Origin of the sequence: Enterobacter sp. PL1, assembly GCF_945957325.1 — a bacterium.
Lineage (GTDB): Bacteria > Pseudomonadota > Gammaproteobacteria > Enterobacterales > Enterobacteriaceae > Enterobacter > Enterobacter roggenkampii.
Window position 1 is genome coordinate 35,059 of the sequence record NZ_CAMFKT010000027.1, and the last position, 12,551, is coordinate 47,609.

Sequence of the window (12,551 nt, forward strand, 5' to 3'; positions counted from 1 at the left end):
ACAGAGCAAAACGCCCGGTGGCGCTTCGCTTACCGGGCCTACAACAGCAAAACCCTGGTAATTTATACAATATTACTGGTGATTATATCAGCGTCGTGAGGGATGCCAACCGCGAAATTTCCACGTGCGGCAGAAGACGGCTATCGGAGGCGATCATCAGGTCAGCATTTTCCGGCTTGATCCAGCAGGCCTGCATGCCGCAGCGGATGGCGCCCGCCACGTCTGTGGTCAGGTCATCCCCCACGTGCAGGATCTTACCCAGCGGCAGGTTAAGCTTATCCGCCGCCAGATGGTACATGTCGCTGAACGGCTTCGCGCGCCCGTGAGGACCCGCACGCAGCACGAATTCAAAGTAATCGCTGAGGCCGAACAGCTCCGGCTGGGCATTGCCGTTGGTGATGGCCACCAGCGGCCACTTTTCGGCAAGCGTCGCCAGCGTGTCGTGGGTTTCCTGCGGCACGTCGATACGGCTGCGCCATTTGGCGAAGTTTTCCATGGCCGCTTCCGCCCCAATCGCGGCATCCTGCGCACTCAGGCCTACATTCAGCATCGCCTGCTCAACCGCGCGACGACGCCATTCGGTCACGTCGTGGTAAATGTCCGGCTCGGTCTCCCGCAGGGACTGACGCAGCTTCTGGAAGTCCTTGTTCTGCATCGTCTTCAGCGCGGGATGATAGTTCTGCACAAACGCCAGCGACTCCTGCTCGGTACGCAGGATCACCTCGCGGTTGTCATAAAGAGTGTCATCAAGGTCAAACGTCAGGGCTGAGATCTGACCGAGTGGGCGGTAAAAACGCATTATTTCCCCCGTTTGGCGCGTGGATGCGCCGCGTCATACACCGAGGCAAGGTGTTGGAAGTCTAAGTGGGTATAAATTTGTGTGGTCGACAGGTTCGCGTGGCCAAGCAGTTCCTGCACGCCGCGCAGATCGCCGCTTGACTCAAGCATGTGTGTTGCAAAGGAGTGGCGCAGCTTGTGCGGATGCACGTGGCTGTTTAGCCCCTGCTTAATGCCCCACTCCGCAAAGCGCTTCTGCACGTTACGCGCCGAGATCCGCTTGCCGAGTTTCGACAGGAACAGCGCATCTTCGTCGGAGCCAAACAGCCCGCGCAGGTCAAGCCAGTGCTCAATCCAGGAAACCGCATTGCGGCCAATCGGCAGGCGGCGCTCTTTGCTGCCCTTACCCATTACCCACACTTCGCCCGATTCCAGATCGAGATGCTTCAGGTCGAGGTTGACGAGTTCAGACAGACGCAGCCCGGCACCGTACATCACCTCCAGCATCGCGCGATCGCGGACGGCCAGCGGATCGTTCAGATCGATATCCAGCAGACGGTTTACGTCGTCAACGTCAATATTTTTAGGCAGATGGCGCGGCGCTTTCGGCGTGGCGATCCCTTTTGCCGGGTTGGCTTTTAAGCCCCCCTGGCTGACCAGCCAGTCGAAGAAGCTGCGCAGCGCAGAGAGCCTGAGCGCCAGGCTTGCCGGGCTGAGATTTTTTTTGCGGCTACGCACGACGAACGCGCGTACCGTCGCAGCATCACATTGTTGCCAGCTTTTCAGGCCGATCTCGTCGGCGATCTGCATGATGGCATCAAGCTGACGCTGATAGTTAAGCAGCGTAATGGGGCTAAGCTGACGTTCCACGCCGAGATAGCGCAGAAAGCGTGAGACGTCAGTGGCGAGCAGTCCGTCCGTCATACGCGCTCAATCCAGCGCTCCAGCAGCTCAGGCAGCATCAGGGCGATCTCCTGCAGCAGGTGCGTGGCTTGCCCCTGCTCATAGTGATGCGCGTCGCGGCTGGTAAATAAGATGACGCCCAGATCGCCATCGCGCCCCATCAGCGACATCGCCACCGAGCCAATCGCTTTGGCCTCCGGTAACACCACCAGCAGCTCAGGTCCGTTAAGCGGCCCCAGATAGTGGTGCTCATGGCCCAGACGCTGAATGCGCAGCGGTTCAAACGCCTGACGGCTCAGTGCCAGATGGGTAAATCCCGACGGTGCGCCGATGCGCCAGCGGTCAGGGAAAAGACGAATCGTTGCACCCGCCAGCCCCAGCTCGCGGGCCCAGCGGTGGAAGCGGCTGAGGAACTCGTCAAGACTGTGCGCCGACGCCAGACGCGCCTGCAGATGCAGCAGACGATAGAACAGGCTTTCATTGGTGCTGGCCTGCTCCATCAGCAGCGTCATGTTCTCTTCAAGCTGGCTGATGTGGTTGCGCGCGCGCGCCATGTGCCATTCCACCAGCGACACGGTTCCGCGAACCGGATGCGGCACGCGCATCTCTTCGACGACGCGTGCATTGCGAATAAAAAACTCAGGATTGCGCAGCAGATAATCAACAACAGCTCTGTCGTCCAGTTCCGTCACTGTTTCCTGCAGTTCTTCCCCTGGTTGTTTCATAGATGGATAAACCCGTCATAGACATGTGCCGCCGGGCCCGTCATATACAGTGGATGACCCGGTCCTTTCCAGGCGATATCAAGCCGACCGCCCGGTAATTCCACGCGAACCTCTTCAGCCAGTAACCCCTGGGAGATGCCCACGGCCACTGCCGCACAGGCTCCGCTTCCGCAGGCCTGCGTCTCGCCCGCACCACGCTCGTAAACCCGCAGACGAATGTGCTCGCGCTTCACCACCTGCATAAAACCGATGTTCGCGCGCTCCGGGAAACGTTCGTGGCTTTCCAGCACCGGGCCGAGCGTTTCGACCGCCGCGGTTTCCACATCATCAACCTGGATCACGCAGTGTGGGTTACCCATAGAGACGACGCCGCACAATACTGTCTGCTCGGCCGCCCGCATAATATAGGTCTTTTCCGCTTTGTTTGCGCGAAACGGCACGACGGAAGGCTCGAAGTTAGGCTCGCCCATGTTCACGCGCACCAGCTCATCATCCGTGACGCTGAGCACCATGCGACCATTGGCCGTGCTGACGCGAATATCACGCTTGTTAGTCAGCCCTTTCAGGCGGACAAAGCGGGCGAAACAGCGCGCGCCGTTGCCGCACTGGTTCACTTCGCTGCCGTCCGCGTTAAAAATACGGTAGTGGAAATCGAGGTCGGGATCGTACGGCGGCTCAACCACCAGCAGCTGATCGAACCCCACGCCCAGATGCCGATCCGCCAGACGACGGATCAGTTCCGGTGAGAAAAACACATTCTGCGTTACCGCGTCGACGACCATAAAATCGTTGCCAAGGCCATGCATTTTAGAGAACTGCATCATTTGCTCCATTGCGCGGGTACAGAACGTTGTCGTCAGAGATTAACCTGAGTCGGGCCGCCGTTGTCGCCACGGTCGTTAGTATCTGGCGTGGAAGACTCAATGCCGCTGTTAACCGGTTTCGTCGGCGGTGGTGCGGTTTTATCCGCAGGCGGAAAGTACAGTGGTCCCTTCAGTCCGCAGCCAGTCAGGCTAAACAGCGTGATGAGAACGGCAAGCGTTCGGAAAGCGTTTTTCATTATAAAGTTGCCCGTAAGTTCAAATCTGTTTCTATCATCGCAGGAGAAGACACAAAAGCAAGAGTTTGCCGCTTTCCTGCAACGGGAATTATTTAGGGTTATACTGCCGGCATCACGAAAAACAGGAACAAAACCATGAACGACAGTGAATTCCATCGCCTTGCCGACAACCTGTGGATGACCATCGAAGAGCGTCTTGACGACTGGGACGGCGACAGCGATATCGATTGTGAAATCAACGGCGGTATTCTGACCCTGAGCTTCGAAAATGGCAGCAAAATTATTATTAACCGTCAGGAGCCGCTTCACCAGGTGTGGCTGGCGGCCAAACAGGGCGGCTATCACTTCGATCTGAAGGGTGATGAGTGGGTGTGCGACCGTAGCGGCGTACCGTTCTGGGATCTGCTGGAACAGGCCGCGACCGCGCAGGCGGGTGAGGAAGTGCGTTTCAGGTAGTTTTGTTGCCCGGTGGCGGCTGCGCCTTACCGGGCCTACAACGGCTCGAACCGTAGGCCGGGTAAGCATTAGCCACCCGGCGAAAAGGCTCAGGAGAAATACTGCTGCAACAGCGGCGCGGTGTCCTGATTGGCAGGCGCGGCAGGCGTGACGGCCTGAGTGCGGAACGGGATCACCTGTGCACGGCCATCGACGTTCACAATCTGGTAGAACTGCGGCAGGTTAAAGTTGATAAAGCTTGAGCCGTAGGTAAAGCGGTCATGCGAAGAGGAGTAGAAGCGGCTGACGTCGCGCACCAGCTCCTCTTTACTGCCTTCACAATGGTGATACACCTCGGCGCGGTTGGTCTCATCCAGAATGTAGATGTTGAACCCGGCATCGTCGCCCGACTCTTCAAAGAAGAACTGAATAATCCCTTCACTGGCAAAGCCGTCCACCACCTGCGGGAGCTTAACGTGGTTGGTTTCCACCTGCACCGACAGGCCATGCAGCTTGTTATGCGAAATCGCGCCGTAGAATTCAATGGCGTTTTCCAGCTTCTGTACCGACACGTTGAGACGTTCAAAGAACAGGCCCCAGGTCTGGCCGGAGACGCGCAGCGCTTTAAAGCGCCCGGTTTCCTGACGGGTACTGGAGAGACGCAGCTCGATACACTCGGAGACCAGCTGCTGCACGCGGGTACGAATCAACCCGCGCAGGTGCTGGCTGTAGCAGAACACTTCCACGCTGTCCGGCGGCGCGGCATCCTGGTGCATCTTGCCAAGAATGGTTTTCAGCGCTTCGATCATCGCCTGCTCGCCGTTGAAGTGCAGGGTACGCACTTCGTTCCACGAGTTGCGGTACAGCAGGTCCACGCTGCCCACCAGGCAGTTTTGCTGCTCGCCAAAGCTAAAGACGTCCAGCTTGCGGAAGTCAAAATGGACCACCTGATTGCGGAAGGCCGCCGTCGGGTCGTATTCCAGGTTGACGATGATCGCCAGATGGCGAATCTCACACGGGCTGTAGAGCGCTTTTGGCGTCGGCGCAGGCAGACGCAGCGGGAAGTGGTGCGACACATCCGCCACCATCTCCTGCAGCTTAGCGAGATCGACCACTTCATTGCCTTTGATAAACAGGCGCGTGCGCGAGGTCAGCAGGCCGTTAAACCAGGCCCATGCCACCAGCTTGTTCAGATAGCGGTTATATTCCAGCGGCTGATGGCTGATGATGGAATCCATGCTTGGCGCACGGTTGTACAGATACCACCCGGTGCGGTTCGCGCGGCCCGGCGGCACGTAGATAAAGGTCAGGTTCGGTTCTGACAGGTCAGGCGAAATCTGCGGGTTAACCAGCGTGACTTTACCCGGCAGCGCTTCAAACGCGGCGTACAGCTTACGGGTCAATACCCCGATATCCTGCGGACTGGCGGAAACGCTGAGGTTGTTGCGGCGCGCAAAGCGGATCAGATTACGGTAGCTTTGCATCATTGCATCGAGCAGTTCGTTGTGCGCTTCACGCACCTGATCGATTTTCCAGTTGGCCCGGTTGTCGAGCATGGACAGACGCGCGTCGTCCCATCCCCACTCTTTGACTAACTGGCTGACCACTTCACGACGCCAGCCCACGCAGGCGCGTTCGCGGCTCAACTTCTCACAGACTTTGAGATAGAAACATCGACGTACCAGGTCCAGACGCGTGGTGTCATCAATGGCTTTCAGGTATTCGGTTACGCGCTCCAGCATCATGCAGTAGGCGTCGAGCCCGAAGGAGACGATCTCCCCGTCGTGCAGGCGCTGCTTGATGTCTTTCGCCAGCAGGCGCGGCGTCGGGTATTCCCAGGAGTAGGCTTCAAGCAGCAGCGTTTTGAGCACCGCTTTGTACGGTGAGTCGATACTCTTATAGAGCTGCCAGAGGCTTGCGCCGAAATACTCTTCCGCAGACAGTGAGCTGAGACCGCCGAGGTCCAGCCATTCGTTTGGCGTCAGTACGCCCTGCGCATAAAGCGACATGACGTAATCGTCGTAATGCTCTTCTTCTTCGCACGGGACCATATTCCACAGAATACGTTTCCCGGCCAGACGAACGGCAGTACGGTAGAATTCATCCAGCAATAAGATGTGCTGGGTCGAGCCGCAGTCCTCACCACCCAGACTGCCGCTTTCGTTATGGCGGAAACGGTTTTCATCAATCAGGAAGAAGCTCACTTCCACGCCGAGCGAGGCCGCCCAGCTCTCCAGCAGGCTGCATTTACGCTGAAGCAGCTGACGCTCTTCGTTATCGAGCCAGGACTGATGACAGACCCAGATGTCCAGGTCAGAAGAACAGCTTTGCCCTACCGATGAGGTGCTCCCCATAGAGTAAACGCCGGTAATCGGCAGTTCACCTTTCGGGGACTCCTGTGGCGGCATGCCCCGGTAGAGTTCCAGCTCGTTCAAATAATGCTGTTGGGTTTCATCAGGCGTGAAAAGGCAAATGCCCTGGGGAACGTTACCATCAAGGTAGCCAGGCATCAGCGGGTGGTGATAGTGCAATAATGTCGGCAGCAGACTGTATACCTGCTGGAAAGCAGGGCCCATAGCAGCAAGCGCGCGATCCACACGCAGTTGATTTATGGCATCCAGTCTCTGTTTCAGAGTCTCAATATAGAGGTACAAGACGTATCGCCTGATGTTTCCGGGTGTCGCAGCTATTCAAAACACGACTAACAGCGGACCCGCAGTATTTCAAAAAGATAACCGTTACCCTTTTTCGCCCTTATCATTTTTGGTGGTACCGACGAAAAAATGGTCTAAAACGTGATCAATTTAACACCTTGCCGATTGACCGTAAAGAAAGATGCGCTACATACAAGTGTAGCACCGTTCTGTACGTGTAAATTCCTGAATACGGCTCTGGCTGACGAATACGCCGCCTTGTCCCTCTCACTCTTCATCAACCGTAAAACTGCCATCCCAGAGTCAACAATGTTAGGATGGTTAGCGATTGATAATGACGGTAACAAGCATGTTAGACAATGTTTTGAGAATTGCCACACGCCAAAGCCCTCTCGCGCTCTGGCAGGCACATTATGTGAAGCAGCGCCTGGAAGCCTGCCACAGTGGATTGCGCGTCGAGCTGGTGCCGATGGTCACGCGCGGTGATGTGATCCTCGATACGCCGCTGGCGAAAGTGGGCGGCAAGGGCCTGTTTGTCAAAGAACTGGAACTGGCATTGCTTGAGAACCGCGCCGATATCGCCGTACATTCGATGAAAGATGTGCCCGTCGAGTTCCCGGAAGGGCTGGGGCTAGTGACCATCTGCGAGCGCGAAGACCCGCGCGATGCGTTTGTCTCTAACCGCTATGACTCGCTCGACGCGCTGCCAGCGGGTAGCGTGGTTGGTACGTCGAGTTTACGCCGTCAGTGTCAGCTGGCAGAGCGTCGTCCTGACCTGATCATCCGCTCGCTGCGCGGTAACGTCGGCACGCGTCTGGGCAAGCTGGATAACGGCGATTACGATGCCATTATTCTCGCCGTTGCCGGCCTGAAGCGTCTGGGGCTGGAAGAACGTATTCGCGTAGCGCTGCCGCCAGAGCTCTCACTGCCCGCTGTTGGCCAGGGTGCCGTCGGCATCGAGTGCCGTCTGGACGATGCGCGTACTCGCGAGCTGCTTGCCCCACTGAATCATGAAGAAACCGCTACGCGCGTAAAAGCGGAGCGGGCGATGAATACCCGCCTCGAAGGCGGGTGCCAGGTGCCAATTGGCAGCTATGCTGAATTGACGAATGGCGAACTGTGGCTGCGCGCGCTGGTAGGCGCCCCGGACGGTTCGCAGATGGTGCGCGGCGAACGTCGCGGTAACGCGCAAGATGCCGAGCAGCTTGGCGTGTCGCTGGCGGAAGAGTTACTGGATAACGGCGCCCGCGAGATCCTGGCTGACGTATATAATGGAGAGCCCCCTGCATGAGTATTCTCGTCACCCGCCCTTCTCCCGCAGGAGAGCAGTTAGTGAGCCGTCTGCGCGCACTGGGGCAGGTGGCCTGGAGTTTTCCGCTCATTGAATTCTCCCCCGGTCGCGAGCTCTCTGCGCTCGCCGACCAGATGAATACCCTTCAGGACGGTGACCTGCTGTTTGCGCTGTCGCAGCATGCCGTGGAATTTGCCCACGCACAGCTGCAGCAGCAGGACATGGCCTGGCCAACCGCCCCCGGCTATTTCGCGATTGGCCGCACAACGGCACTGGCGCTGCATACCGTAAGCGGCGCGGACGTTCGTTACCCGTTAGATCGGGAAATCACTGAAGTCTTGCTACAATTACCTGAATTACAAACTGTTGCCGGAAAGCGTGCGCTCATTTTGCGCGGCAATGGGGGGCGCGAGCTGCTGGGCGAAACGCTGCGTGAACGTGGTGCGAACGTGACGTTCGTTGAGTGCTATCAGCGCTGTGCAAAACACTACGATGGCGCGGAAGAGGCGATGCGCTGGCACGCGCGAGGCATCAATACACTGGTGGTCACCAGCGGTGAAATGTTACAACAGCTTTGGACGCTGATACCGCTTTGGTATCGCGAAAACTGGTTACTCCGCTGTCGGCTTCTGGTCGTCAGTGAGCGTCTGGCGAACCAGGCCCGGGAACTGGGCTGGCAGGATATTCGGATCGCTGATAACGCCGACAACGATGCGCTGCTGCGCGCATTACAATAACTCTCAAATGGGAAGCCATAATGACGGAACACGACAAATCCTCCGCCGTGGTTGAAGAGACCAGGGAGACTGTGGAGACGACGCCACAGCCAGAGACGACTGAGAAAACCGCTGAGAAGAAAAACGGCAGCAACAAAACAAGCCTCACGCTGAGCGCGATTGCCATCGCCATTGCGCTGGCAGCGGGGGTTGGCCTGTACGGGCTGGTGAAGCAACAGAGCGCTAACCAGACGTCCACCAGCGATGCGCTGGTGAATCAGCTCACTGCCCTGCAAAAAGAGCAGGAGACGCAGAAAACCGAGCTGGAAGCCGTGATTAAGCAGCAGGCCGCCGCGCTTGCCGAAGCGAACAGCAAACAGGAAGAGCTGACCAAACAGCTGGGTGAAGTACAGCAGAAAGTCGCCACGATTTCCGGCACCGATGCCAAAACCTGGCTGCTCTCGCAGGCTGACTTCCTGGTGAAGCTCGCCGGACGTAAGCTCTGGAGCGATCAGGACGTCACCACTGCCGCCGCGCTGCTGAAAAGCGCCGATGCAAGCCTGGCGGACATGAACGACCCAAGCCTCATTACCGCCCGTCGCGCGATTACCGAAGACATCGCCAGCCTCTCCGCCGTTTCGCAGGTGGATTACGACGGCATTATCCTTAAAGTGAATCAGCTGTCGAATCAGATTGATAACCTGCAGCTGGCGGATAACAACGACGACGACTCCCCGATGGATTCCGACGGTACCGAGCTTTCCAGCTCCCTGAGCGAATGGCGCATAAACCTGCAGAAAAGCTGGCAGAACTTTATGGACAGCTTTATCACTATCCGCCGTCGCGACGAAACGGCCGTACCGCTGCTCGCGCCGAACCAGGACATCTATCTGCGCGAGAACATTCGTTCCCGCCTGCTGGTGGCGGCCCAGGCCGTGCCGCGTCATCAGGAAGAGACCTATAAACAGGCGCTGGATAACGTCTCAACGTGGGTACGCGCTTACTACAACACCGATGATGCGACGACCACCGCCTTCCTCGAAGACATTGATAAGCTGAGCCAGCAGAACATCACCATGAACGTGCCGGACAAGCTGACCAGCCAGCCGATTCTGGAGAAACTGATGCAGACGCGCGTGCGTAACCTGCTGGCGCAGCCGGGCGTTCCGGCTGAGCAGGCGAGCGGAGCGGCACCTGCTCCGACTCCTGCGCCTGAAAGCGCACCGCAGGGAGAGTAACGATGCTAAAAGTCCTCTTACTCTTTATCCTGCTGATCGCCGGGATCGTCCTGGGGCCTATGCTTGCGGGTCATCAGGGTTATGTCCTGATCCAGACCGATAACTACAACATTGAAACCAGCGTAACGGGTCTGACGATCATTCTGATCCTTGGCGTGGTGGTGCTGTTTGCGATCGAGTGGATCCTGCGCCGTATTTTCCGTACCGGTGCCCATACCCGCGGCTGGTTCGTTGGCCGTAAGCGCCGTCGCGCCCGTAAACAGACCGAGCAGGCGCTGCTTAAGCTCGCAGAGGGTGACTATCAGCAGGTTGAAAAGCTGATGTCGAAAAACGCCGACCATGCCGAACAGCCGGTGGTGAACTATCTGCTGGCGGCCGAAGCGGCGCAGCAGCGCGGTGATGAAGCCCGCGCTAATCAGCATCTGGAGCGAGCGGCTGAGCTGGCTCACGGCGACCCGATTCCGGTGGAAATCACGCGCGTTCGTCTGCAGCTGGCACGCAATGAGAATCACGCGGCTCGCCACGGCATCGACCGTCTGCTGGAAGTCGCGCCGCGTCATCCGGAAGTGCTGCGCCTTGCCGAGCAGGCCTATATTCGTACCGGCGCCTGGGGCTCACTGCTGGACATCATTCCGTCGATGGCGAAGGCCGAGGTGGGCGACGATGAACATCGTGATGAGCTTCAGCGTCTGGCGTGGATTGGCCTGATGGATCAGGCGCGCGCAGACCTGGGCAGCGACGGTCTGAAAACGTGGTGGAAGAATCAGAGCCGTAAAACGCGTCAGCAGGTTCCTCTGCAGGTGGCGATGGCGGAACATCTCATTGAGTGTGACGATCACGACACGGCTCAGGCGATCCTCCTCGACGGTCTGAAGCGTCAGTACGACGATCGTCTGGTGATGGTGATCCCGCGCCTGAAAACCAACAATCCTGAGCAAATCGAAAAAGTGCTGCGTCAGCAGATTAAAACCGTCGGCGATCGACCGCTGCTGTGGAGCACGCTCGGCCAGTCGTTGATGAAGCACGGCGAATGGCAGGAGGCGAGCCTCGCCTTCCGTGCAGCGCTGAAGCAGCGTCCGGACGCCTTCGACTACGCCTGGCTTGCCGATACGCTGGACAAGCAGCATAAGCCGGAAGAGGCCGCCGCCATGCGCCGTGACGGGCTGTTGCTGACCCTGCAAAACAACGGTACCCAACAATAAACAAAAAGGAGGCCAAACGGCCTCCTTTTTTTATCGCCTTTCTGCTGCTACATTCTTTACACCTGCATCCGCAAACGAGCCCGCCAATGTAACGATCTCTTTTCATTAACTTTTTCTCACACACGCGCACATTCTGCAGCGTGGATTAAATCGTTTTTGAAAGGAAATCGTCATGAATTCGCTTCTGTATGCGCTGATTGAAGCGCTGCGCTGCCACCGATGGCTGCGCCTCCTTGCTTGTGCTTTTATCTTTTCTTCGCTGGGGAATGGCTTAACCCAGGTCGTGGTCTTCGGCTTGCTGTTAGCATGGTCAGCCCCGCCCGCACTGCTCACCCTCGCTTTTCTTTTCGCTACGGTACCGGGGTTTATCGGAAGTACGATCGGCGAAAAGCTGTGCTCCCGATGTTCTCCGATCGCCCTGCTGATACTGACCGAGGCGCTGGGATTGCTCGCCCTGCTCTTTCCCCTGGTTGGTGTGGGTTATCACAGCGTTACCGCGTTACTCGCCGTGCAATCCACCGAAGCGCTGCTCAGCGGGATGAGCTGGCCCGCGCTGACGTTGCTCTTCAAGCGCGGTCTCAGCGAAGCGGAGCTGCCTGCTGCGACCTGTCTGGAAAATGTGATTTTTGCTTCTCAGGTTTTGCTGGGGACCGGCCTGGGCGTGATGCTGTTTCAGAAGATATCCGTATTTACCCTGCTGGCCATTGATGCCGCCAGCTTTCTCGGGTCACTGCTCATGCTATGGCTGGCTGGACGCCGGTTTTCAGCGCCATCACTCCCGTCCCTCGAGGAAGAGGAAGCCCCTGCGGCATTACGCTGGCGGACGTTGACCGTTCGGCAGAAACGCAGTCTGCTCATCCTGCCTGCCGCGCGCCAATCAAAACGCGACACATTGACAACTAACATTGGATCGCGTTTGTGATCGTGATTTATATGTCAGATGCTGGGAATCGTTTGTACAGGGTTGAGATTCCGACGTCATAAATTAGGGCCACCCTCTGACGAGTTTCGCCAGCCGCTAACAATCTTCCAACCTGCGCCCACTGTTCAGGTGTTAACTTAGGTCTTCGACCTCCCACGCGCCCCTCAGCTCGCGCAGCAGCCAAACCTGCACGTGTACGTTCAACAATCAGTTCACGTTCCATCTCGGCCAATGCCCCCATAACATGAAAGAAGAAGCGCCCCATTGGCGATGAAGTATCTATGCTGTCAGTCAGACTTTTAAAGTTGATACCTCGCTCGCGTAGTTCTTCCACCAGTCCAACCAGATGACGCATGCTGCGTCCGAGGCGATCAAGCTTCCAGACCACGAGGGTGTCACCTTCAGATAGCGTTCTGAGTACTCGTTTAAGTCCAGGTCTGTCTGAGGTTCTGCCGCTTATCTTGTCTTCAAAAATCAGCTCACATCCTGCACATTCCAGCGCATTACGCTGTAATGCTGTGTTCTGGTCATTTGTTGATACACGTACATAGCCAATAAGCATGGTTAAACTCACTTTAAATGGCGGGAATAATGCCATTTGAGCGACTAAGGATCATTATCGGAAACG

General features: G+C 57.4%; 12 protein-coding genes and 1 pseudogene. 6 read left to right on the forward strand and 7 right to left on the reverse strand.

Annotation, left to right across the window (positions count from 1 at the left end):
• Window positions 1–82 precede the first annotated feature (82 nt).
• Genes yigB through lptM form a run of 5 tightly spaced genes read right to left on the reverse strand, consistent with a single transcriptional unit; the run spans window position 83 to window position 3,465 of the window.
• Entirely contained in the window at window positions 83–799 is a 717-nt protein-coding gene (yigB, locus tag N6P30_RS20240; protein WP_023293565.1) for a 5-amino-6-(5-phospho-D-ribitylamino)uracil phosphatase YigB, read from the reverse strand.
• Window positions 799–1,701, reverse strand: a complete 903-nt coding sequence (gene xerC, locus N6P30_RS20245; protein WP_023293566.1) for a tyrosine recombinase XerC — start codon at window positions 1,699–1,701, stop codon at window positions 799–801. Before xerC ends, yigB begins: the two co-directional genes overlap by 1 nt.
• Window positions 1,698–2,405 carry a DUF484 domain-containing protein gene (locus tag N6P30_RS20250; protein ID WP_008501544.1) on the reverse strand — a complete coding sequence of 236 codons (708 nt, stop codon included), beginning with the start codon at window positions 2,403–2,405 and terminating at the stop codon, window positions 1,698–1,700. Before N6P30_RS20250 ends, xerC begins: the two co-directional genes overlap by 4 nt.
• Window positions 2,402–3,226: a diaminopimelate epimerase gene (dapF, locus tag N6P30_RS20255; RefSeq protein ID WP_008501545.1), complete on the reverse strand. Its 825-nt coding sequence runs from the start codon at window positions 3,224–3,226 to the stop codon at window positions 2,402–2,404. The genes N6P30_RS20250 and dapF overlap by 4 nt, the downstream gene beginning before the upstream one ends.
• A 35-nt stretch (window positions 3,227–3,261) precedes the next feature.
• Window positions 3,262–3,465 (reverse strand): LPS translocon maturation chaperone LptM, encoded by a 204-nt coding sequence (lptM, locus tag N6P30_RS20260; RefSeq protein WP_021242847.1) that lies wholly within the window; start codon window positions 3,463–3,465, stop codon window positions 3,262–3,264.
• Window positions 3,466–3,600: 135 nt separating this feature from the next.
• Here lptM and cyaY point away from each other — a divergent pair, with 135 nt between their 5' ends.
• Window positions 3,601–3,921, forward strand: a complete 321-nt coding sequence (cyaY, locus tag N6P30_RS20265; RefSeq protein ID WP_008501546.1) for an iron donor protein CyaY — start codon at window positions 3,601–3,603, stop codon at window positions 3,919–3,921.
• A gap of 89 nt (window positions 3,922–4,010) precedes the next feature.
• Here cyaY and cyaA read toward each other — a convergent pair whose 3' ends face one another.
• Window positions 4,011–6,554 (reverse strand): class I adenylate cyclase, encoded by a 2,544-nt coding sequence (gene cyaA / locus N6P30_RS20270; RefSeq protein ID WP_008501547.1) that lies wholly within the window; start codon window positions 6,552–6,554, stop codon window positions 4,011–4,013.
• A 349-nt stretch (window positions 6,555–6,903) separates the two neighbouring features.
• On the opposite strand from cyaA, the gene hemC reads away from it, so the two are divergent.
• From hemC to N6P30_RS20295, 5 genes and pseudogenes are all read left to right on the forward strand, one after another.
• Window positions 6,904–7,845 (forward strand): hydroxymethylbilane synthase, encoded by a 942-nt coding sequence (gene hemC / locus N6P30_RS20275; protein ID WP_032622927.1) that lies wholly within the window; start codon window positions 6,904–6,906, stop codon window positions 7,843–7,845.
• Window positions 7,842–8,582, forward strand: coding sequence for a uroporphyrinogen-III synthase (gene hemD, locus N6P30_RS20280; protein WP_021242845.1), 741 nt, complete (start codon window positions 7,842–7,844; stop codon window positions 8,580–8,582). The genes hemC and hemD overlap by 4 nt, the downstream gene beginning before the upstream one ends.
• 20 nt (window positions 8,583–8,602) lie before the next feature.
• The gene (hemX, locus tag N6P30_RS20285; protein ID WP_023293567.1) at window positions 8,603–9,799 is read left to right on the forward strand and encodes a uroporphyrinogen-III C-methyltransferase; all 1,197 of its coding nucleotides are present in this window, start codon (window positions 8,603–8,605) and stop codon (window positions 9,797–9,799) included.
• Between the two features lie 2 nt (window positions 9,800–9,801).
• Window positions 9,802–11,001 (forward strand): protoheme IX biogenesis protein HemY, encoded by a 1,200-nt coding sequence (hemY, locus tag N6P30_RS20290; protein WP_023293568.1) that lies wholly within the window; start codon window positions 9,802–9,804, stop codon window positions 10,999–11,001.
• A 172-nt stretch (window positions 11,002–11,173) separates the two neighbouring features.
• Window positions 11,174–11,869 (forward strand): annotated as a pseudogene (locus tag N6P30_RS20295) (MFS transporter); the annotation flags it as partial.
• A 61-nt stretch (window positions 11,870–11,930) separates the two neighbouring features.
• On the opposite strand, the gene N6P30_RS20300 reads toward N6P30_RS20295, so the two are convergent.
• Window positions 11,931–12,485 carry a recombinase family protein gene (locus tag N6P30_RS20300; RefSeq protein WP_023277357.1) on the reverse strand — a complete coding sequence of 185 codons (555 nt, stop codon included), beginning with the start codon at window positions 12,483–12,485 and terminating at the stop codon, window positions 11,931–11,933.
• Window positions 12,486–12,551: the final 66 nt, after the last annotated feature.

What these genes read in the sequence shown, in the direction of transcription:
- xerC (WP_023293566.1), bottom strand. Translation starts at nt 1,701, where the DNA reads ATGACGGACGGACTGCTCGCCACTGACGTCTCACGCTTTCTGCGCTAT.
- hemD (WP_021242845.1), top strand. Translation starts at nt 7,842, where the DNA reads ATGAGTATTCTCGTCACCCGCCCTTCTCCCGCAGGAGAGCAGTTAGTG.
- dapF (WP_008501545.1), bottom strand. Translation starts at nt 3,226, where the DNA reads ATGCAGTTCTCTAAAATGCATGGCCTTGGCAACGATTTTATGGTCGTC.
- hemY (WP_023293568.1), top strand. Translation starts at nt 9,802, where the DNA reads ATGCTAAAAGTCCTCTTACTCTTTATCCTGCTGATCGCCGGGATCGTC.
- hemX (WP_023293567.1), top strand. Translation starts at nt 8,603, where the DNA reads ATGACGGAACACGACAAATCCTCCGCCGTGGTTGAAGAGACCAGGGAG.
- yigB (WP_023293565.1), bottom strand. Translation starts at nt 799, where the DNA reads ATGCGTTTTTACCGCCCACTCGGTCAGATCTCAGCCCTGACGTTTGAC.
- cyaY (WP_008501546.1), top strand. Translation starts at nt 3,601, where the DNA reads ATGAACGACAGTGAATTCCATCGCCTTGCCGACAACCTGTGGATGACC.
- N6P30_RS20250 (WP_008501544.1), bottom strand. Translation starts at nt 2,405, where the DNA reads ATGAAACAACCAGGGGAAGAACTGCAGGAAACAGTGACGGAACTGGAC.
- N6P30_RS20300 (WP_023277357.1), bottom strand. Translation starts at nt 12,485, where the DNA reads ATGCTTATTGGCTATGTACGTGTATCAACAAATGACCAGAACACAGCA.
- hemC (WP_032622927.1), top strand. Translation starts at nt 6,904, where the DNA reads ATGTTAGACAATGTTTTGAGAATTGCCACACGCCAAAGCCCTCTCGCG.
- lptM (WP_021242847.1), bottom strand. Translation starts at nt 3,465, where the DNA reads ATGAAAAACGCTTTCCGAACGCTTGCCGTTCTCATCACGCTGTTTAGC.